The 19,742-nt window shown below is 72.0% G+C and carries 19 protein-coding genes; 10 read left to right on the forward strand and 9 right to left on the reverse strand.

Features of this window, described 5'->3' with window-relative positions; translation table 11 throughout:
• Positions 1-153: 153 nt before the first annotated feature.
• The 5 genes from C2865_RS35490 to C2865_RS35510 all read right to left on the reverse strand — a co-directional run bounded on the left by C2865_RS35490 (position 154) and on the right by C2865_RS35510 (position 6,727).
• The gene (locus C2865_RS35490) at positions 154-738 is read right to left on the reverse strand and encodes a hypothetical protein (RefSeq protein WP_106403026.1); all 585 of its coding nucleotides are present in this window, start codon (positions 736-738) and stop codon (positions 154-156) included.
• A gap of 192 nt (positions 739-930) precedes the next feature.
• Positions 931-1,671: a succinate dehydrogenase/fumarate reductase iron-sulfur subunit gene (locus tag C2865_RS35495; RefSeq protein ID WP_106403027.1), complete on the reverse strand. Its 741-nt coding sequence runs from the start codon at positions 1,669-1,671 to the stop codon at positions 931-933.
• 14 nt (positions 1,672-1,685) lie between these two features.
• Complete coding sequence (locus tag C2865_RS35500; RefSeq protein ID WP_106403028.1) at positions 1,686-3,626, reverse strand: fumarate reductase/succinate dehydrogenase flavoprotein subunit; 1,941 nt, start codon at positions 3,624-3,626, stop codon at positions 1,686-1,688.
• A complete protein-coding gene (locus C2865_RS35505) occupies positions 3,626-4,315 on the reverse strand; it encodes a succinate dehydrogenase cytochrome b subunit (protein WP_269802771.1) in 690 nt (229 codons plus the stop codon). The genes C2865_RS35500 and C2865_RS35505 overlap by 1 nt, the downstream gene beginning before the upstream one ends.
• 339 nt (positions 4,316-4,654) lie before the next feature.
• The gene (locus tag C2865_RS35510; RefSeq protein WP_106403030.1) at positions 4,655-6,727 is read right to left on the reverse strand and encodes a S9 family peptidase; all 2,073 of its coding nucleotides are present in this window, start codon (positions 6,725-6,727) and stop codon (positions 4,655-4,657) included.
• A gap of 325 nt (positions 6,728-7,052) precedes the next feature.
• On the opposite strand from C2865_RS35510, the gene C2865_RS35515 reads away from it, so the two are divergent.
• Positions 7,053-8,021 (forward strand): LysR family transcriptional regulator, encoded by a 969-nt coding sequence (locus C2865_RS35515; RefSeq protein ID WP_106403076.1) that lies wholly within the window; start codon positions 7,053-7,055, stop codon positions 8,019-8,021.
• 67 nt (positions 8,022-8,088) lie between these two features.
• On the opposite strand, the gene C2865_RS35520 is transcribed toward C2865_RS35515, so the two are convergent.
• Both C2865_RS35520 and C2865_RS35525 read right to left on the reverse strand, forming a co-directional pair.
• Positions 8,089-9,783, reverse strand: coding sequence for an ABC transporter ATP-binding protein (locus C2865_RS35520; RefSeq protein WP_198653825.1), 1,695 nt, complete (start codon positions 9,781-9,783; stop codon positions 8,089-8,091).
• A gap of 2 nt (positions 9,784-9,785) precedes the next feature.
• Complete coding sequence (locus C2865_RS35525) at positions 9,786-11,477, reverse strand: ABC transporter transmembrane domain-containing protein (RefSeq protein ID WP_106403032.1); 1,692 nt, start codon at positions 11,475-11,477, stop codon at positions 9,786-9,788.
• Positions 11,478-11,624: 147 nt separating this feature from the next.
• On the opposite strand from C2865_RS35525, the gene mshB reads away from it, so the two are divergent.
• The 5 genes from mshB (at position 11,625) to rraA (ending at position 15,153) form a co-directional block, all read left to right on the forward strand.
• A complete protein-coding gene (gene mshB / locus C2865_RS35530; RefSeq protein ID WP_106403033.1) occupies positions 11,625-12,476 on the forward strand; it encodes an N-acetyl-1-D-myo-inositol-2-amino-2-deoxy-alpha-D-glucopyranoside deacetylase in 852 nt (283 codons plus the stop codon).
• 6 nt (positions 12,477-12,482) lie between these two features.
• Positions 12,483-12,875: a DUF6113 family protein gene (locus C2865_RS35535; protein WP_106403034.1), complete on the forward strand. Its 393-nt coding sequence runs from the start codon at positions 12,483-12,485 to the stop codon at positions 12,873-12,875.
• Entirely contained in the window at positions 12,850-13,347 is a 498-nt protein-coding gene (locus C2865_RS35540; RefSeq protein WP_106403035.1) for a flavin reductase family protein, read from the forward strand. Before C2865_RS35535 ends, C2865_RS35540 begins: the two co-directional genes overlap by 26 nt.
• A gap of 89 nt (positions 13,348-13,436) precedes the next feature.
• Entirely contained in the window at positions 13,437-14,630 is a 1,194-nt protein-coding gene (gene rocD, locus C2865_RS35545) for an ornithine--oxo-acid transaminase (protein WP_106403036.1), read from the forward strand.
• A gap of 28 nt (positions 14,631-14,658) precedes the next feature.
• Positions 14,659-15,153 carry a ribonuclease E activity regulator RraA gene (gene rraA / locus C2865_RS35550; RefSeq protein WP_106403037.1) on the forward strand — a complete coding sequence of 165 codons (495 nt, stop codon included), beginning with the start codon at positions 14,659-14,661 and terminating at the stop codon, positions 15,151-15,153.
• A gap of 11 nt (positions 15,154-15,164) precedes the next feature.
• Here the strand turns inward: rraA and C2865_RS35555 are convergent, their stop codons facing one another.
• Positions 15,165-15,389 (reverse strand): EF-hand domain-containing protein, encoded by a 225-nt coding sequence (locus tag C2865_RS35555; protein WP_232835984.1) that lies wholly within the window; start codon positions 15,387-15,389, stop codon positions 15,165-15,167.
• 16 nt (positions 15,390-15,405) lie between these two features.
• Entirely contained in the window at positions 15,406-16,863 is a 1,458-nt protein-coding gene (locus C2865_RS35560) for a lysyl oxidase family protein (protein ID WP_106403039.1), read from the reverse strand.
• 172 nt (positions 16,864-17,035) lie between these two features.
• On the opposite strand from C2865_RS35560, the gene C2865_RS35565 reads away from it, so the two are divergent.
• From C2865_RS35565 to C2865_RS35575, 4 genes are all read left to right on the forward strand, one after another.
• Positions 17,036-17,680: a Uma2 family endonuclease gene (locus C2865_RS35565; protein ID WP_157964032.1), complete on the forward strand. Its 645-nt coding sequence runs from the start codon at positions 17,036-17,038 to the stop codon at positions 17,678-17,680.
• A 45-nt stretch (positions 17,681-17,725) separates the two neighbouring features.
• A complete protein-coding gene (locus C2865_RS39745; protein WP_157964033.1) occupies positions 17,726-17,875 on the forward strand; it encodes a hypothetical protein in 150 nt (49 codons plus the stop codon).
• A 95-nt stretch (positions 17,876-17,970) separates the two neighbouring features.
• A complete protein-coding gene (locus tag C2865_RS35570; protein ID WP_106403041.1) occupies positions 17,971-18,183 on the forward strand; it encodes a helix-turn-helix domain-containing protein in 213 nt (70 codons plus the stop codon).
• Positions 18,184-18,584: 401 nt separating this feature from the next.
• A complete protein-coding gene (locus tag C2865_RS35575) occupies positions 18,585-19,640 on the forward strand; it encodes an AI-2E family transporter (protein ID WP_106403042.1) in 1,056 nt (351 codons plus the stop codon).
• The last annotated feature ends 102 nt before the right edge of the window (positions 19,641-19,742 follow it).

The following is a 19,742-nucleotide window of genomic DNA, read 5'->3' on the forward strand; positions in this document are numbered from 1 at the left end:
CGCGGCGTCGGTCTTCTCCCGGTCCGTGGTCACGCTCCCCAGGATGCCGGGCGGCGGTGTCCCCGCGCATGGGACCGGAGTCCCGTCCGAAAGAGGCGCGAGCCCCCGTCCCTGCGGGGACGGGGGCTCGCGCGGTGTCGGGCGGTGCGGCGCCTACTGGGCGGCCAGGACCACGTTGACCAGGATGTTGGCCAGGAGCGGGGCGGACCGCTTCTTGCCGGCGTCCTTCAGCAGGGCGTCCAGGATCCAGGCGGCCTTCTGCTCGCCGGCGTCCCCGGGGGCGCCGACCTGCACGAAGACGGGGCCGCCGGTGGCGGAGGCGGGCGTGACGACCGGCGCGGGGTCCGGCGCCGGCTGGGTGGGGGCCGGGTCGGCGGGCGGGACGGGCGCGGGCTCGGTCGGGGCGGGCGTGGGCACGACGCCGCCGCCGAACTGGCCCAGGATCTCCTGCAGTTTGGCGAAGATGGTGTTGATCTGGGTCGGCGTCAGCTTGGTCGCCTCGCCGAACAGGACGAAGACCTGGCTGAGGTCGCCGGCCAGGACCAGGCGGGCGGCGTCGGCCATGCCCGTCGGGAAGGCGGAGAGGATCTGCTCGACCAGGCTGAGCTCTTCGGCGAGGGCGGCGCCCACGATCGTGGCCCGGGAGGGGGCGGCCTGCGCGGGGGTGACGGCGGTGAGCGCCGGGGTGATGGCCAGGGCCAGTGTCGCTGCGGCCAGCGCCGGCTTGCGGAACTTCAAGGGGGCTCCTCGTGCGCGGAACGGGGGGAATGGCGAGGAGGGGGTTCGGCACCCCTCGCGTTGAGCCCGCTAAGACTAGTGACGTAAATGAATACTTTTCAAGATCTGTCCCCTTCTGGTCCAGATGTGACGAAACCAAAGAAGAAGACGCTCCAGGGCGTGGGCCCTGGAGCGTCTGCGGTGCCAAGGAGGCTACTTGCCGGAGGCCTTCAGCCAGTCCTTGTTCATCCGGCCGATGAACTCCAGCGGGATGCCCTTCGGGCACGCCACGGTGCACTCGCCGGTGTTCGTGCAGCCGCCGAAGTCCAGTTCGTCATGGGTCTTGACCATGTTGAGGACCCGGCTGTCCCGCTCGGGCTGGCCCTGCGGGAGCAGGCCCAGGTGCGAGATCTTGGCGGACATGAACAACGACCCCGAGCCGTTCGGGCAGGCCGCCACGCACGCGCCGCAGCCGATGCACTCGGCGGCGACGAACGCCTTGTCGGCGTCGGCCTTGGGCACGGGGGTGGCGTGCGCGTCCGGCGCGGTGCCGGTCGGGGCGGAGATGTAGCCGCCCGCCTCGATGATCTTGTCGAACGCGCCGCGGTCGACCACCAGGTCCTTGACGACCGGGAAGGCCTTGGCCCGCCACGGCTCGACGTCGATCGTCTCGCCGTCGCGGAACTTGCGCATGTGCAGCTGGCACGTGGTGGTGTTGCGCTCGGGGCCGTGCGGCTGGCCGTTGATGACCAGCGAGCACATGCCGCAGATGCCTTCACGGCAGTCGTGGTCGAACGCGATCGGCTCCTCGCCCTCCAGGATGAGGCGCTCGTTGAGCACGTCGAGCATTTCCAGGAACGAGGCGTCCTCGGAGATGCCGTCGACGTCGTAGGTCACCATCTGGCCCTTGTCGGCCGCGTTCTTCTGACGCCAGATGCGGAGCTTCAGCTTCATGGGTTCTGCGCCTCTTACTTGTAAGAGCGGGTGCTGGGCTTGACGTACTCGAAGAGGAGGTCCTCCTTGTGGAGCACCGGCTTGTCGCCGCCGGTCCACTCCCAGGCCGCGGCGTAGGAGAAGGCGTCGTCGTCGCGCTTGGCCTCGCCCTCCTCGTCCTGGGACTCGGCGCGGAAGTGGCCGCCGCAGGACTCGGTGCGGTGCAGCGCGTCGATGCACATGAGCTCACCGAGCTCCAGGAAGTCCGCGACCCGCCCGGCCTTCTCCAGCGACTGGTTCAGGTCGTCGCCGGAACCCGGCACGGTCACGTTCTTCCAGAAGTCCTCGCGCAGCTCGCGGATCATGTCGATGGCCTTGCGCAGGCCCTCGTCGGTCCGCTCCATGCCGCAGTACTCCCACATGATCTGGCCGAGCTCGCGGTGGTAGGAGTCCACGGTCCGCTCGCCCTTGATCGAGAGGAACTTCTCGACCTGCGCCTTGACGCCGTCCTCGACCTCCTGGACGGTCTCGTCCGGCACCGGGGTGGCCGGGTTCTTCGCCAGGTAGTCGCCGATGGTCTGCGGGATGACGAAGTAGCCGTCCGCCAGGCCCTGCATCAGCGCGGACGCGCCGAGGCGGTTGGCGCCGTGGTCGGAGAAGTTGGCCTCGCCGAGCACGAACATGCCGGGGATGGTCGACTCGAGGTCGTAGTCCACCCACAGGCCGCCCATCGTGTAGTGCACGGCGGGGTAGATGCGCATCGGCTGCTCGTACGGGTTCTCGCCCGTGATGCGCTCGTACATCTGGAAGAGGTTGTCGTACTTGGCCTCGACGGCCTTGCGGCCCAGGCGCTTGATGGCGTCGGCGAAGTCCAGGTAGACGCCCAGGCCGCCGGGGCCGACGCCGCGGCCCTCGTCGCAGACGTTCTTGGCGGCGCGGGAGGCGATGTCACGCGGCACCAGGTTGCCGAACGCCGGGTAGATGCGCTCCAGGTAGTAGTCGCGCTCGTCCTCGGGGATGTCGGCGGCCTTGCGGGTGTCGCCGCCCTTCTTCGGCACCCACACGCGGCCGTCGTTGCGCAGCGACTCCGACATCAGGGTCAGCTTCGACTGGTGGTCGCCGGAGACCGGGATGCAGGTCGGGTGGATCTGCGTGTAGCAGGGGTTGGCGAACAGCGCGCCCTTCTTGTGCGCCCGCCAGGCCGCCGTGACGTTGGAGCCCATGGCGTTGGTGGACAGGAAGTACACGTTGCCGTAGCCGCCGGTGGCCAGCACGACCGCGTCGGCGGTGTAGGACTTGATCTCGCCGGTGATCAGGTTGCGCACGACGACGCCGCGCGCCTTGCCCTCGTGCATGATCAGGTCGAGCATCTCGTGCCGGGCGTGCAGCTCGACGTTGCCGAGGTCGACCTGGCGCATCAGCGCCTGGTAGGCGCCGAGCAGCAGCTGCTGGCCCGTCTGGCCGCGGGCGTAGAAGGTGCGGGAGACCTGCGCGCCGCCGAAGGAGCGGTTGTCCAGCAGGCCGCCGTACTCGCGGGCGAACGGGACGCCCTGAGCGACGCACTGGTCGATGATCTGGGTGGAGATCTCCGCCAGGCGGTGCACGTTGGACTCGCGGGCGCGGAAGTCGCCGCCCTTGACCGTGTCGTAGAACAGCCGGTAGACCGAGTCGCCGTCGTTGCGGTAGTTCTTGGCGGCGTTGATCCCGCCCTGCGCGGCGATGGAGTGGGCGCGGCGCGGGGAGTCCTGGAAGCAGAACTGGATGACCTTGTAGCCCAGCTCGCCCAGGGTGGCGCCCGCCGAACCGCCGGCCAGGCCGGTGCCGACGATGATGACCGTCTTCTTGCGCTTGTTCGCCGGGTTGACCAGCTTCACGTCGAACTTGCGCTGGGTCCAGCGGTTCTCGACGGGGGTGGCCGCAGGGGCCTTGGTGTCGGCGATGGGCTCGCCGACGCTGAAGTATTCGGTCTCGCTCATTAGTCGATCAACCCCACGGTCACGGAGAAGGGAACAACCAGGAATCCGACGACGATCAGCAGGGAGAAGCCGGTGGCGATGAGGTTCAGGGGGGCCTCGTGCCGGGGGTTCTTCAAACCGAGCGTCTGCACCGCGCTGACCAGGCCGTGGCGCAGGTGGAAACCGAGCGCGATGACGGCGGCCGCGTAGAAGAGGGTCACCCACCAGCGGTCGGGGGCGAAGCCGGCGACCACGTTCTGGTAGGCCTCGCCGTGCACGCCGTGCGGGTTCACGGTGCCGACCGTCAGGTCGAGGATGTGCCACACCAGGAACAGCAGGATGATCACACCGCCCCAGCGCATGGTGCGCGCCGCGTAGGAGCCGTTGACCTTCGCGCGGTGCTGGTACTTCACCGGCCGGGCCCGCCTGGCCCGCGCGGTCAGCTCGGCGGCGGTGCTGAAGTGCAGGAAGATGACGACCAGCAGGCCCACCCGCTGGATCCACAGGAACCAGCCCTCGTGGAGGGCGGGCTCGCCGAGGGTGCGCAACCAGGCCGCGTAGCCGTTGAACTCTTCCAGACCGAAGAAGATCTTCAGGTTCCCGACCATGTGCCCGAGAATGAAGAGGACCATCAGGCCGCCGGTCACGGCCATGATCGCTTTTTTGCCCACCGTGGACCGGTAGAGGGCGGGGATCGTCGCTATAGCCACGCGCCGAACCGTACAAATCCGGCGACTATTAGGTCCAAGTCATGAACCCTCTGGCTTCCATAGCCAAAAGCTATGTGACCTGCCGAGCAGGCGAATCCGCCTCGTGGTCCAGACCACTCCGGTGATGGACTTCACACACTCACCGGGAACCCCGGAGGCCGGTGAGCAGCCCGGACGCCCCTTCGGGCCCTGCCGTCCCGGGCGCCTGCTGCTCACCGTACCGGCCGTTCTCCCGACCCGTTCCCGGGGTCCCCGGAAGGCGGGACCGGCCCTCGGCGGGCGGGCCCCGTCTCCCTTCCGGACGGGAGGGAGACGGGCGCCCGGGACGGGTGGCGCCGGCTAGCGGGGGGCGAGGGCGTCCTTGAGGAAGGAGACCTGGAGGTGCAGGAGGTTCTCGGCGACGACCTCCTGGGGGGTCATGTGGGTGACGCCGGAGAGGGGGAGGACGGTGTGCGGGCGGCCGGCGGCCAGGAGGGCACTGGAGAGGCGCAGGGTGTGGGCGGCGACGACGTTGTCGTCGGCGAGGCCGTGGATGATCATCAGGGGGCGCTCGAGCTTGGGGGCGTCCTCGATCAGGGAGTTGGCGGTGTAGGCCTCGGGCTCCTCGTCGGGGTGGCCCAGGTAGCGCTCGGTGTAGTGGGTGTCGTACAGGAGCCAGTCGGTGACGGGGGCGCCGGCGACGGCGGCGTGGAAGACGCCGGGGCGGCGCAGGACGGCCAGGGCGGCCAGGAAGCCGCCGAAGGACCAGCCGCGGATCGCCACGCGCTCCAGGTCCAGCGGGTGGCGCTCGGCCGCGGCGTGCAGGGCGGCGACCTGGTCGTCCAGGACGACCTCGCAGAGGTCGCCCGAGACCGCGCGCTCCCAGGCGGGGCCGCGGCCCGGGCTGCCCCGGCCGTCGGCGATGACCACGGCGAAGCCCTGGTCGGCCAGCCACTGGGCCTCGCAGTACATGCGGCCCACCGCCAGGACGCGCTGGGCGTGCGGGCCGCCGTACGGGTCCATCAGGACGGGCAGCCGCTCGCCGGAGGCCGGGTCGTAGCCGCTCGGCAGCAGGACGGCCGTGCGGATCTCCCGCTCCCCGGCGGAGAACAGCTCGGCCTTCGGGGTGATGACCGGCTGCTCGGCGAGGTTGGCGATCTCCACGTCCGAGCCGTGGATCCAGGTGCGGGAGCGGGTGGAGCCGAGGGAGGTGCCCGTCAGCACCGTGACGTCCCCGCCGCGGACCGCCGCGTACACGCCGGGCTCCTCGGTCAGCCGGGTGAGGCCCTCGTCGGGGGAGCGGCGCCACACGTGCACCTCGGTCGGCTCCTCGGAGGCGGTGAACAGCACCGACTCGCCCTGCACGCCCAGGACCGCGCGGACCTGCAGCCCGACGGGGGTGACCGGCTCGCCGCCGACGGTCAGCCGCCGCGTGTCGCCGTCGTCCCGCGTCCAGACCAGCGCGCCCGTGCGGGTGCGGGCCGGCACGCCCGGGACGATCTCCAGCCAGACGGAGTCGTGGTCGGCGTGCTCGACGGAGGTCTCGCCGTCGAGCACGTCCGCCCGCAGGATGCGCAGGGTGCGCTGGTCGCGGGTCTGCACCACGACCAGCGGGCCGCGCTCGCCCCAGGAGGCGGTGACCACGTACGGGTACATGCCGCGGTCCCAGGCGATGGCGGTCTTGCCCTCGCCCTCGGCGTTCACCAGGAACAGCGAGACGATGGCGTTGGCGGTGCCGGCCGCGGGGTAGGCGACCTCCTGCGCGGGCCGCCCCGGGTTGGCCGGGTCGGCGATGTGCCAGCGCTGCACCGGTGTCTCGTCCACCCGGGCGACCAGCAGCTGCTGCCCGTCGGGCGACCACCAGTAGCCGCGCATCCGGCCCATCTCCTCGGCGGCGATGAACTCCGCGAGGCCGTAGGAGATCTGCGGGCTCTCCGGGCGCGCCACCACGGTGTCGGTGCCCGAGGCCAGCTCGACCACGTGCAGGGACCGCTCGGCGACGTAGGCGACACGCCGGCCGCGCGGGTCGAGCCGCGGGTCGAAGGCGGGCGTCGCCGCGGGCAGCCGCTGCACCGACCCGTCCGCCAGGTCGACCAGGAACAGCTGCCCCGCCAGGGCGAACACCGCCCTGCGGACGGCCTCGTCGGCGGTGTAGGAGACGATGCCGCCCGCGGCCTCCCTGGCCCGCTCCCGGCGTGCCCGCTCCTCGGCCGGCAGGTCGCTCTCGTCCACGTCCAGACGCGCCGGATCGGCCACCAGCGTCTCCTCGCCGGTGGCCGGGTCGAGCCGCCACAGGCAGGTGACCGGATCGGTGCCCCCCCGGCTGCGCAGGAAGACCACGGACGAGCCGTCGGGAGCGACGGTGATGCCGCGGGGCGCGCCCAGCGTGAACCGGCGGGTCCTGGCACTCTGCCGAGGGAAGCTGATCGTCATGACCCCAGCCTAAGACCGGGGCGTGACATCCGGACAGGCCCCCGCCCCTCCTGTGGACGAGCGCGCCCCCGGGGTGGCCTGGCCGTGCGCTCTTCCTCACCCCCGGTCCACCACATCGTCTCCTGCCTTATTTCTCCGAACCAGAGGAAACTGGCGCTCGGCCTTCCTCGCGGGACGGGACACCGGCCGGAGAGGATCCGCGGCACCTGTGGGGCGTGCCGCGGGTCCTCCGCCACCGGGAACCCGGGCGGCACGGGCCGCCGGAGCCCCGCCGCCGAGGAACCGGTTGCGCTCCGTGGCGGAACGGTAGGCGACAATGGCCGGTGTGCAGCTCCAGCAACTGGCCTACTTCGTCGCGGTGGCGGAGATCCGTCACTTCACGCAGGCGGCCGAGTCGCTCGGCATCGCACAGCCCTCGCTGTCCAAGCAGATCCGCACGCTCGAGAAGGAACTGGGCGCGTCGCTGTTCAGCAGGGCGCGCGGCAACATCACCCTCACGCCGGCGGGGGAGATCCTGCTTCCGCTGGCCAAGCGCATCCTCGCCGACGTCGACACCGCGCGGCTGGAGGTGCGGGAGCTGGCGGGGCTGGTGCGCGGCCGGGTCCGCCTCGGCGCGACCCCGTCGCTGTGCGGGGGCCTGCTGGCGGACGTGCTGCGCCGCTTCCACGACTCCTATCCCGGCATCAGCCTCACCGTGGAGGAGGGCGGCTCCCGCGACCTCGTGCGCGAGCTGACGCGCGGCTCCCTGGACCTGGCGCTGGTCATCCTGCCGCTGGCCGAGGACACCCCGCTGGTGACCACCCCGATCCTGCGCGAGCACCTGGTGGTGGCGATGCCCTCGGACCAGCGCTCGCGCCGCTCCCCGATGGCCATCTCCGACCTGCGCGACCGCGACCTCGTGATGTTCCGCTCCGGCTACGACCTGCGCGACTCCACCATCGCGGCCTGCCGCCAGGCCGGTTTCGAGCCGCGCTTCGCGGTCGAGGGCGGCGAGATGGACGCCGTCCTGCGCTTCGTCGAGGTGGGCCTGGGCATCGCGGTGGTGCCGAGCATGGTGCTGGCCGGACGCCCGAGGCTGCGCGGCGTCCCCCTCACCCTGGAGAACAACTCCGCCTCGGTGACCCGCCGCGAGCTCCCGCCCCCGCCGGGCCTGCAGCGCACCATCGCGATCGCCCACCGCAAGGACGTCGCCCCCACCCACGCGGCCCGCGCCTTCCGCACGACCCTCGAGGAGTTCGTCGCCGAGGCCGCCCGGGAGGAGACCCTCCCCCCGGGCGTGCAGTACCTGTCCTGACCTGCCGGTCCGGGGCGGCTCCCGGGCCTTGGAGGCCCGGCGGCCGGTCCTCGCCGCGGTCGCCCGATCAGCCGCCGTTCCAGGTGCGCCAGAGGGCGGCGTAGGAGCCGGAGAGCGCGAGGAGCTCCTCGTGGGTGCCGAGCTCGGTGATGCGGCCGCCTTCGACGACGGCGACGCGGTCGGCGTCGTGGGCGGTGTGCAGGCGGTGCGCGATCGCGACGACCGTGCGGCCCTCCAGGACGGCGCCGAGGGAGCGTTCGAGCTCGCGGGCGGCGCGCGGGTCGATCAGCGAGGTCGCCTCGTCCAGGATGAGGGTGTGCGGGTCGGCGAGCACGAGGCGGGCCAGCGCCAGCTGCTGGGCCTGGGCGGGGGAGAGGTCGGCGCCGCCGGAGCCCACGACGGCGTCCAGGGCCGGCCCCTCCCAGCCGACGGCGGCCAGCGCGTCCAGCAGCTCGTCGTCGGAGGCCGGGCGGACCAGGACGAGGTTCTCGCGCAGGGTGCCGCGGAAGACGTGGTGCTCCTGGGTGACCAGCGCGATCCGGTGGCGCAGCTCCTCCAGCGGCAGCTCGCTCAGCGGCACCGAGTCCAGCGTCACCGAGCCGGCGCGGGGCGCGTCGATCCCGGCGAGCAGCCGCCCGAGCGTGGACTTGCCCGCCCCGGACGGCCCGACGACCGCGAGCCGCTCGCCCGGCCGCAGGTCGAGGCTGACCCCGTGCAGCACGTCGCGGGTGTCGTAGGAGTACCGGACGTCCCGCGCGGACACCTCCGCCCCGTCCGGGAGCCGCCCGCCCTGCCCGCGCTCCTCGGTGAGGCCGGCGACGCCCAGCAGCCGGGCCAGCGAGGCCCCGCCGATCTGGAGTTCGTCGAGTTCGGCCAGCAGCATGTCCAGCGGGTGGGCGAGCTGCTGGACGTACAGCGTCGCCGCCGTCACCTGGGCGAGGGAGGCGTGCCCCTCCAGGTAGAGCCAGCCGCCGAACAGCAGGGTCAGCGTGACGGGGAAGACGTAGGACAGCTCCAGGACCGGGTACCAGATGGTGCGCAGCCGCAGGGAGACGCGTTCGGCCTTGTAGCTGCCGGCCATCTGCGCGTCGGCGTGCTCCCGCCGCAGCCGCTCCCGGCCGAGCGCGGCGACGGTCCTGGCGCCGTTGACCGTCTCGGCGAGCCCGTCGATGACCTCCGCCCAGGCGGCGTTCTCCCGCAGGTAGGCGTCGCGGGCGCGCTTGAGGTACCAGCGGGTGCTGAACCACACCACCGGCATGATCACCAGGGTGGGGAGCAGCATCAGCGGGCCGGTCAGCAGCACCGCGCCGAGCGTGCACAGGCAGGTGACCAGCGCGATCACGACCTGGAGCAGCCCGTGGCGCACCGACCGGGTGAGGGTGTCGATGTCGCGGGTGGTGCGGGAGAGCAGGTCGCCCGTCCCGGCGCGCTCCACGGTCGCCAGCGGCAGCCGCAGCACCTGCTCGACGAACTCCTCGCGCAGTTCGGCCAGCACCTGTTCGCCGAGCCGGGAGGAGGCGGCGAACGCCTGCCGGGTCAGCACCCCCTGCAGGACGACGAAGAGGGCGATGCCCGCCGCGATCAGGTCGATCCGCCGGCCGGGGTCCTCCACCAGCCGGCTCAGCAGCCAGGGCACGGTCAGCCCGCTGGCGGTGGCCAGCGCGTGCAGGCCCAGCGCCCTGCCCAGGTCCCGCGGGTGCCGCAGCACCAGCCGCCGGGCGTAGGCCTTCACCTCCGCCGCGGAGGCCACCGGCAGACGCATGTTCACTCCTTGGGTTCGGTGACGAGGCCGGTACGGGTGACGGCGGCGCGGTAGGCGGGCTCCCGGTCGAGCAGTTCGCGGTGGCGGCCCTCGGCGGCGACCATGCCGTCGCAGATCCAGACGACCCGGTCGGCGCGGTCCAGCACCAGGGGGCTGGCGGTGAACACGACGGTGGTGCGCCCCGCCCGGTGCGCGCCCAGCCGTTCGGCGATCCGCGCCTCGGTGTGGGCGTCGACGGCGCTGGTGGGCTCGACCAGGACGAGCACCTCGGGGTCGGCGGCCAGGGCGCGCGCCAGTTTGAGCCGCTGCTGCTGCCCGCCGGAGAACTCCCTGCCGCCCTCGGCGACGTACCCGTCCAGCCCGGTCGTCTCCACGATGTCCTCGGCGCAGGCGGTGCGGACCGCCTGTTCCAGCCCGGCGCCGCCGGGGGACAGCTCGGCGGCCAGGGGGCCGGTGAACAGCCTGTCCTCGTTGCGGGCGACCAGGATCCGGCGGCGCAGGCCGGCCAGTTCGGCGAGCGGCACCCCGCCGTAGCGGACGTCCTCGTCGGTGTAGCCGCCCAGCCGGTCGGCGAGCGCGGACGCCTGCCCGCCCGCGACGACGGCGGTGAGCAGGCCGGGCAGGACGCGCAGCCCGGAGCCGGGGTCGGCCAGGACCGCCGCCTGCGGCCCGTCCGGTTCGCGGGTCCCCGTGCCGGGCTGCTCGGGGTCGAGCGACAGGACGCGGACGGTGCGCGCCGCCGCGACATGGCCCTTGATGACGGCCTCGGCGGTGTCGGCGAGCGTCCACAGCGGCCCCACCAGGAAGGCGGTGTAGCCGTAGGCGGCGACGAGCTCCCCGGGGCCGATCGCCCCCGCGGCCAGCTGGCGGGCGCCCAGCCAGGTGACGGCCACGACGAGCAGGCCGGGCAGCAGCGCCCCCGCGCCCTTGAGGGTGGCCTCGGCGGACGCGGTGTGCGCCCCGGCCCGCCGCAGCCGCTGGGACCGGGCGTTGAAGCCGCGCCCGAACGGCTTCTCGCCGCCCAGGCCGCGCAGGACCCGCAGCCCGGAGACGAGGTCGGCGGCCTGGTCGGTCAGCTCGCTCTCCAGCTCGCGCTGGCGGGTGCGCCGCCGGTGCACCGGGCGCATCAGCGGGGCGCTGAGCACCATGATCAGCGGGACGCCGAGCAGCACCACCAGGCCCAGCCGCGGCGTGGCGGCCAGCAGGACGGCGGTCGCCGTCACGACCGCCACCGCCGAACCGGCGGCGCGGATGAGGATCTCCGTCGCGTTGGCGATCTTGGAGACGTCCGCGACGCCGACCGCGACCACCTCGCCGGCGCTCAGCCGCCGGGAGAGCGTCGCGCCCAGCCGGACGGACTGCCGGGTGACGAGCTGGACGACGCGGTACGCCGCGTCGAGCCAGACGGCGACCGCCATGCGGTGCTGGGGCGTGCCGACGGCGGCCTGGACGAGGCCGAGCAGCAGCAGGATCAGCGACCACCGCAGCAGCTCGGACCCGTCGCGGCCGATCAGGCCCAGGTCGATCGCCCTGCCGATGGCCGCGGGCATCAGCGCCTGGCAGACCATGGCCAGGACGTTCAGCGCGGCTGCGGGCACGAGCAGGCGGGACTGCGCCCGCACCGTCCAGCCCAGGAATCGCCAGGGTCCGCGGCAGTCGGGGGTTCCGGGATCGGAGACCGGCAGTGGGCGCATTCTCTGACGGTAAGTAACAAACTGCTGACGATGCCAACGGTTTTTTCCGCGCCCGCTCAAGGTCGCGCCCGGTAGGGGCGATATCGGACACCGTGTCGGGGACCCTGGTAACCGGAGTGGTCCGTACCGCTGACTACGCTGCTGCACATGAGCGATCGCCGCATCCTGTTCATGCACGCCCACCCCGACGACGAATCGATCAACACGGGTGCGACCATGGCCCGGTATGCGGCGGAGGGCGCCCACGTCACGCTGGTGACCTGCACCCTCGGCGAGGAGGGCGAGATCATCCCGCCGGAGTACGCCGACCTGGCCTCCGACCGGCAGGACAGGCTGGGCGAGCACCGCGTCTCGGAGCTGGCCGACGCGTGCGCGGCGCTGGGCGTCACCGACCACCGGTTCCTGGGCGGCGCGGGCCGCTGGCGGGACTCGGGCATGGCCGGGGTCTCCTCCAACGACCGGCCCGGCGCGTTCTGGCACGCCGACGTGGACGAGGCCGCCGCGCTGCTGGAGGAGATCGTCCGCGAGGTGCGGCCGCAGGTGATCGTCACCTACGACGACGACGGCTATTACGGGCACCCCGACCACATCCAGGCGCACCGGGTGTCGTGGCGGGTGTTCGAGAAGTCCCAGGGTACCGACTGGCAGATCGACAGGTTCTACGCCATCGCCATGCCGCGCTCGGTCCTGGCCCGCTCGGTGGCGGTGCTGAAGGCCAGCAGCCCCTTCCGCAGCCCCGGCAGCGTGGACGAACTGCCCTACGGGGTGCCCGACGACCAGGTGACGACGGCCATCGACTGCCGCGCCTACCTGCCGCGCAAGCTCGCCGCGCTGGCCGCGCACCACACCCAGATCACCGTCGAGGGCAGCCATTTCGCGCTGTCCAACAAGGTCGGCCAGCAGGCCTTCGGCGTGGAGTACTACACCCGGTTGGCGGGGCCGGAGGGGCCGCTGGGACCGGACGGGCGTGAGCACGACCTGTTCGGCGGGCTAACCTGAACTCTCGTGAACAGGTCGGACAGTGTCCTCAGGGGCGCGCTTTACGGACTTCTCGCGCTGGGCGGCGCCCTTCTCGCGCTGGTCGGCTCGTTCAGCTTCGGGTACTCCCTCATGATCGCCGCGGCGCTGTGCGTGCTCAACCTGGCGGCCTTCCGGGCCGCGGGCTGGGCGGCCGGCGGCCGCACCGGGGCGCTCGTCCCCGCCGCGGCCTGGCTCACCACCGCCGGGGTGCTCTCGATGCCCCGCTCCGAGGGCGACGTGATCATCACCAGCGGCGCGGGAGGCATGCTCTTCCTGTTCGGCGGCTCCGCCGCCGCGCTGCTGGCCGCCGCCCTGACCCCCGCCACCCGCTCCTGGCTGACTGGACTGCCGCATGACGCCCCCGCCCGATCCCGCTGAGTTCCGCCGTGTGATCGGGCGCTTCGCCACCGGCATCACGGTGGTGACGACCGTCGCGGACGGCGTCGACCACGCGATGACCATGAACGCCTTCACGTCCGTCTCGCTCGACCCGCTGCTGGTCCTCTTCTGCGTGGAGAAGAAGGCGCGCTTCCACAAGGTCGTGCTGGAGCAGGAGACCTGGGCGGTGTCGATCCTGGGCGAGGACTCCGAGGCCGCCTCGTCCTGGTTCGCCACCCGGGGCCGCCCGTGGGACAGCCAGATGGAGGGCTGGGCGACCCGCAGGGGCGAGCTCACCGGCGCGCCCATCCTGGCCGAGGCGATCGGCGCCCTGGAGTGCCGCACCCACGCCGCCCACGACGCGGGCGACCACACGGTGGTGATCGGCGAGGTGCTGTCGGTCGACGCCCCCGCCGACCGCGCGCCCCTGCTGTACTACCAGGGCGCCTACCGGTGGCTCAGGGACGATTGATCCGCCCGGCCGGCGCACCGCGGGTAAAAACCCGGGACGCGGCCGCCGCGCGCGGTTCCGAAAACGGCGCGCGGACCTAGCCTGAAGGCATGACGACGTCTTCCGCCCGGCTGCTGGAGCTGTCCGACGCGCATTCGGCGCACACCTACCATCCGCTGCCCGTCGTGATCTCCCGGGCGGAGGGCGTTTGGGTGACCGACGTGGCGGGCAGGCGCTACCTCGACATGCTCGCCGCCTACTCGGCGATCAACTTCGGGCACGGCAACCCCCGGCTGCTGGCGCGGGCGAAGGAGCAGCTCGAGCGGGTCACGCTGGTCAGCCGGGCCTTCGAGCACGACCAGTTCGGACCGTTCGTGTCCGAGCTGGCGGAGCTGTGCGGCAAGGACATGGTGCTGCCGATGAACTCCGGGGCAGAAGGCGTCGAGACCGCGCTGAAGACCGCGCGCAAGTGGGGCTACGAGGTCAAGGGCGTGCCGCCGGGGCAGGCCAACATCGTGACCTTCCACGGCAACTTCCACGGCCGGACGACGACGATCATCTCCTTCTCCGACGACCCGGACGCGCACGACTCCTACGGCCCCTACACGCCGGGGTTCCGGCTCGTGCCCTACGGGGACGTCGAGGCGCTGCGCGCGGCGGTCGACGACGCGACGGTGGGGGTCCTGATCGAGCCGGTCCAGGGGGAGTCGGGGGTCAACGTGCCGCCGCCGGGCTTCCTGCGGGCGGTGCGGGAGCTGTGCACCGAGGCGAACGTGCTGATGATCGACGACGAGATCCAGGCGGGCCTCGGCCGCACGGGCCGCACGTTCGCGGCCGACCACGAGGACGTCGTCCCCGACGTCTACATCCTCGGCAAGGCGCTGGGCGGCGGGATCATGCCGGTGTCGGCGGTGGTGGCGGACCGCGACGTGCTGGGGGTGTTCAAGCCGGGCCAGCACGGCTCGACGTTCGGCGGCAACCCGCTGGCGTGCGCGATCGGCCGGGAGGTCGTCGCGATGCTCAAGGAGGGCACCCACCAGCGCCACTCCGCGGAGCTGGGCGCGTACCTGCACGAGCGGCTGGCCGGGTCGCCGGGCGTCGAGCGCGTCTCCGGGCGGGGCCTGTGGGCCGGGCTGCACCTGGGCCGCGCGGCCCGGCCGGTGTCGGAGCGGCTGCTGGAGCTGGGGGTGCTGGCCAAGGAGACGCACGAGACCGTGCTGCGCCTGGCGCCGCCCCTGGTGATCACCAGGGAGGAGCTGGACTGGGCGCTGGAGCGGCTGGAGACGGCGCTGGCCGGGGACTGAACACTACTGATCGGTAGGATTTCGGGTCATGACCTTCGCGACCGCAGACCTCATCGACGACTTCGACGCCGAACTGCTCAGCTGCGAGACGCAGTTCCGCCAGTACGGCGGCAACCCCGTCTTCAGCGGGCCCGTCACCACGATCCGCTGCTTCCGCGACAACGGCCTGGTGAAGCGCACGCTGAACGGACCTGGCCTGGGCCGCGTCCTCGTCGTCGACGGCGGCGGCTCCCTGGCCTCCGCGCTGTGCGGCGACCTCATCGCCAAGGCCGCCGTCGACAACGGCTGGGCGGGCGTGGTCATCCACGGCGCCGTCCGCGACACCGTCACCCTGGCCACGCTGCCGATCGGCATCAAGGCCCTGGGCTCCAACCCGCGCAAGAGCGCCAAGGACGCCGCCGGCGAGACGGACGTGCCCGTCACGTTCGGCGGCGTGGAGTTCCGGCCCGGCGACTGGCTCTACAGCGACTACGACGGCATCGTCGTCGCCGGGCGGGACGTGCTGGCCGCGCCGGAGGACTGACCGGCCGCGGCCTACCTGCCCGCGCCGGGCTGGATCCGGCTCATCAGGGTGGAGAACTCCGCCAGGGTCAGCTTGCCGTCGAGGGTGAGGTCGGCGGTCAACATGATCTCCACGACCCGTGCGGTGCTGGCCTCCTGGCCGAGCGCCCGCATCAGGTTGCGCAGTTCGTCCATGTCGATGTACCCGTCACCGTCGACGTCGATGAGGTCGAAAGTCGCCTTGTACTCATTGCTCACGCGATGCACCGTATCGTTAGTGGCCCTTGATCATCCCGACGCGTTCGACTTCGACGGTCCGGGCGCCGGGCCTGCCGCCCAGGGTGATCCTCCGGAGCGCGACGTTGTTGTCCAGGTCCGTCTCGACGAGGCGGCGTGCCGGGTTCGCGGTGACCTCCAGCCGGTAGACGCCGTTCGGGATCTTCGTGACGTCGAAGGACTGGCCGGGCAGCGAGTGCTCGTAGGTGTCGCCGGACCCGGCCTCCAGCGCCTGGCGCAGCGACACCGAGGTGCTCTGGCCGCACGAGCTGGACAGGTCGGTGTTCTCCGGACGCGGGTTGGCGCCCTCGACCGTCAGGTCGATCTGGTCGGTGTTGGCCAGGCAGAACGCCTCCTTGCGGCCCCGGACGACGCGCTCGCCGTCCGCGGACAGGAGGCGGTAGGCGGCGAAGTCCCGGAAGTGCCAGTGCTCGTGGCCGCTCTTGGGCTCCCACTCGAACGTTCCCGTCCTGGTGTGGCCGGTCTGCGTCCCGTCCGCGTCGTAGAAGTACTGGTAGGCGTCCATGACGTCGCTCCCCTCGCGGCGGAACCCGTCGACGACGAGCCGCGACGGGCCCGCGTTCCACACCGTCGTGGAGAAGCGCAGGTAGTCGCGCTTCTTGACGACGCGGCCCGTGTCGTTCGTGTGCGAGACCGTGATGTCCCAGGCGGGGAGCGCCCGCAGGTCGGGTTTCGGGCCCTGCGGGACCGGCGGGACGGTGGACGGGCGGCGGCCGGGCCGCTGCGCGCCGTCCCGCGCGGCGAGCGCGAGGCGCCGCCCCGTGTGGCCTCCTCCGTGCTCCTGGTCCGCGGCGGCGCGGACGGTCAGCCCGATCGTGCGGACCTCGCCGGAGACGTCCAGCAGCCGCCGGTACTTCCGCGCGACGGACGCCTCGAGCCGGTACTTCCCGGGCTTGAGGTCGACGAGGTTCTCGCCGACGGGCGTGAAGGGCAGCGCCCAGCCCCGCTGGACGCCCCAGACCGTGCCGAGCGTGAACGGGTGGGTCGGGCAGGACTCCGGGTAGGGGCTGACCGGCGCGGCGTCCCGCTGGACCCGGTGCGCCACGCCCGCCGGGCAGAACTTCTGGGCGAGCCGTGCGACCGTCCTGCCGCGTTTGTCGATCACCTTGACCTCGAGGAAGCCCGGCAGGCCCGAGAAGTCCTTCACCAGGCCGTCGGGGAGCCTCTCGTACCGGCCGCCGGCCCACCGGTGGACCTCCGGGGCCCGGCCGTAGGAGGGGCGCCGCACCCGCAACTCGAAGCGCTCCCGGGCGGCGAGGTGGAGGCCCAGGTCGAGCGCCACTCCGGGATCGCCGGGGTAGCGCTCGGCGACCACGTTCCCGGTGGCGGCGACCAGGCGCAGCAGGGGCTCCTCGGCCGCGGCGGGCGGCGTGGGGGCGACGGCGAGGGAGAATGCGGCCAGGCCGGAGAACCCGGCGCAGAGGGGGCGGAACACGGCGACTCCGAGTGATCGAGACGGGAATTGCTGAGAGTATCCGTCTGATCACTCGATGTGGGTTGAATTCAGGAGAACGCTCTGATGTTCTCATGCCATCGGCCGTTATCCACGGTACGTGTCGGCGTCGTGTCCTAGAGTGACCTCCATGGTTCTCCTGAGGAGACGGACGTTGCTCCGGCAGCCCCTCGCCTCTCCGGTCACCGCGCAGGGCCTCCGCCGCTCGCTGGCCCTGCCCCGCGGGCGTTCGATGAGCCTGACCGAGGGGCGCGTGCGCATCGACGGCGGCGAGGACGCCCGAGCGCTCGCCGCGCGGCTCGCCTGGGAGCTGCCCGACGAGGTCCGCGTGGAGCTCTACGACGAGGGGATCGTCATCGCGGGCGAGCCCTCCCCGGCCCACGAGACGGCGGTGCGCGACCTGGCGGAGCAGCTCGCGCCCTTCGCCCTCTCCCGGCAGTGGGCCGTGCGGCGCGGGCCGACCGTCCTGATGCCGCGCGGCCCCGCCTACGTGCGCTGCGACCTGGCGTACGCCCGCGCGGGCCCGGCCTGGCCGGGGGAGGTGCTGCTCGGCTCCGACCTCGCCCTGGCCGTGGAGGTCGCCGCCGACCCCGACGCCGCCGACGACCGCGGGCTCAAGCGCGCCTTCTACGCGACGGCGGGCGCGTCCTGCTACCTGCTGGTCGACCTGCCGCTGCGCCAGGCCACCCTGTTCGACATCCCGTGCGACGGCGACTACCAGCAGCGCGTCACGGCGCCCCTCGGCGAACCCCTCCAGCTGCCCGACGGTCCCGTGCTGAAGACCCCGATACCCGACTGATCAGTACTGCTGCCAAGAGTGCCCGCCTGGTCGCACAATGTGCCCATGATGCGTCTTCTCATGCTCTGCTGTGTTCTGCCACTGGTCGCGGCCTGCGACGGCGGTTCTTCCGATCCGGCCCCCGTGCCCTACACGGCGGTCCCGCAGACGCCCTCCCCGCTCCCGCGGCTCACGGCCCCCGTGCTCCAGCCGTGACCTTGGTGGTGCGGTAACTGCATCGATCTTGTGGCCTGGACGTGATCAACCGCCGGTTATCGTGCGATCACCGGAGAATAAGAAAGGGTGGCACAATGGCGGAGGAAAACAACAGGGGCCGCAGAGTGTCCGGAGACCAGCGGGCAGAACTGGCACGGACCGCGGCCGAACAGTACGCGGCGGGGCGCAGCATCCGGGCACTCGCCGCGGAACTGGGCCGCTCGTACGGCTTCGTGCACAAACTGCTGGGCGAGGCGGGCGTGGAACTCCGCGGCCGAGGTGGAAACAACCGTTCCAAGAAGAGCTGATTCACGGCGCGGCGGGCTGGGGGCGGCCCCCGTGCCACCAGGCAGGACGGCGGCGGGCCGCTCGGGCGAGCGGCCCGCCGCCGCTTTCCCCGCACCCTTCGCGCCGTGGCCCCGTCGATGGTGTTTTTACGGGTGGCCGCCACCAAGTGAAACTTTTTCACGAACCATCATGAAAACGGGTGTTCGGGGGTGGGACGATAGACGGCGGACCCTTCGCGCGGCGCTCCCCTTTCCTTTTCCCGCCTTCTCCTCCGCCGTGAAAAGAACGGTTCGCCGATTCCCCGGTCCCGCCCATCTGGCCGAGGCCCCGCCGCAGGGCCCGGCAACGGGAGTTCCAAGAGGGGCCGCCGTCGCGGCACGGACCGTTGACACCCTCCGCACGGAGGGTGACGCTCGCCCGTATGCCCCGTACGGAACGTCCAGTACAGCTCGCGCCGGGCCTCCTGGTGCTGCTCGGAACCGCGTCGGCCGCCCTGGTGCTCACCTTCCTGCACTCGGCGTCGGGCTGGGCGGCGCCGGCCATCCTGGCGCTGATGCTGACCATCGGGGTCCATCCCGTCCGCGCCTGGCTGGCCCGGCTGGGCGCCCCCGAGTGGCTGCGCTTCCTCGTGCCGCTGCTGGTGATCCTGGTGTTCCTCGCGGCCATGGGCCTGGCCCTGGCGATCTCCATCAGCGAGCTGATCTCGCTGCTGCCCCGCTACTCCGGCCGGTTCACCGACATCGTCGACGACGCGAGCAGGCTGCTGGCCCGCGCCGACATCGACACCAGCCGCATCGCCGCCCAGGTGAGCGACCTGAACCCGGCGAACCTGGTCCCCTTCCTGCAGACCTTCCTCAACGGCGTGGTCAGCCTCTCCTCCACCGGCGTCCTGCTGGTCACCCTGCTGGTGGCGATGTGCCTGGACGCCACCGCCCTCGGCCACCAGATCGCGGCCCTGGAGTCCGAGAAACCCGACCTGGTCCGCGCCCTCCGCGGCATCGTCCGCGACACCTACAGCTACCTGAAGGTCAGCACCATCTTCGGCTTCCTCATGGCCGTCCTGGACGTCATCGCCCTGTACATCCTCGACGTCCCCCTGCCGCTGTTGTGGGGCCTGCTGGCCTTCATCGCCAACTACATCCCCACCTTTGGCTTCCTCCTGGCCCTGATCCCGCCCGCCCTCCTGGCCCTCCTCATCGATGGCCCAGCCAAGGCAGTCGCCGTGGTCATCACCTACATCGTCATCAACTTCGTCACCCAGTCCCTCCTCCTGCCCAAGTTCCTGGGCGGCGCCGTCGGCCTGTCCGTCACCCTGACGATGCTCTCCCTGATCCTGTGGACCTCCGTCCTGGGCCCCCTCGGCGCCCTCCTGGCCGTCCCCCTCACCCTCATGGTCCGCGCCCTCCTCCTGGAGGCCGACCCCGACAAGGCATGGGCCGGCCGCCTCCTCACCGGCGCCTCGCCCCGTCTCGACTGAAATCCCTTTCACCGGATATTAGATGCACGGGAAGAAAAGAAATTATCGGTCATTCATTGACCAACTCATTTCGTATCCCGCCTCGGCGTCAAAACCCCTGAA

The organism is Actinocorallia populi (genome assembly GCF_002995495.1).
Classification (GTDB): domain Bacteria; phylum Actinomycetota; class Actinomycetes; order Streptosporangiales; family Streptosporangiaceae; genus Actinocorallia; species Actinocorallia populi.

What these genes read in the sequence shown, in the direction of transcription:
- C2865_RS35495 (WP_106403027.1), bottom strand. Translation starts at nt 1,671, where the DNA reads ATGAAGCTGAAGCTCCGCATCTGGCGTCAGAAGAACGCGGCCGACAAG.
- C2865_RS35500 (WP_106403028.1), bottom strand. Translation starts at nt 3,626, where the DNA reads ATGAGCGAGACCGAATACTTCAGCGTCGGCGAGCCCATCGCCGACACC.
- C2865_RS35510 (WP_106403030.1), bottom strand. Translation starts at nt 6,727, where the DNA reads ATGACGATCAGCTTCCCTCGGCAGAGTGCCAGGACCCGCCGGTTCACG.
- C2865_RS35520 (WP_198653825.1), bottom strand. Translation starts at nt 9,783, where the DNA reads ATGCGTCTGCCGGTGGCCTCCGCGGCGGAGGTGAAGGCCTACGCCCGG.
- C2865_RS35525 (WP_106403032.1), bottom strand. Translation starts at nt 11,477, where the DNA reads ATGCGCCCACTGCCGGTCTCCGATCCCGGAACCCCCGACTGCCGCGGA.
- mshB (WP_106403033.1), top strand. Translation starts at nt 11,625, where the DNA reads ATGAGCGATCGCCGCATCCTGTTCATGCACGCCCACCCCGACGACGAA.
- C2865_RS35540 (WP_106403035.1), top strand. Translation starts at nt 12,850, where the DNA reads ATGACGCCCCCGCCCGATCCCGCTGAGTTCCGCCGTGTGATCGGGCGC.
- rocD (WP_106403036.1), top strand. Translation starts at nt 13,437, where the DNA reads ATGACGACGTCTTCCGCCCGGCTGCTGGAGCTGTCCGACGCGCATTCG.
- rraA (WP_106403037.1), top strand. Translation starts at nt 14,659, where the DNA reads ATGACCTTCGCGACCGCAGACCTCATCGACGACTTCGACGCCGAACTG.
- C2865_RS39745 (WP_157964033.1), top strand. Translation starts at nt 17,726, where the DNA reads ATGATGCGTCTTCTCATGCTCTGCTGTGTTCTGCCACTGGTCGCGGCC.
- C2865_RS35570 (WP_106403041.1), top strand. Translation starts at nt 17,971, where the DNA reads ATGGCGGAGGAAAACAACAGGGGCCGCAGAGTGTCCGGAGACCAGCGG.
- C2865_RS35575 (WP_106403042.1), top strand. Translation starts at nt 18,585, where the DNA reads ATGCCCCGTACGGAACGTCCAGTACAGCTCGCGCCGGGCCTCCTGGTG.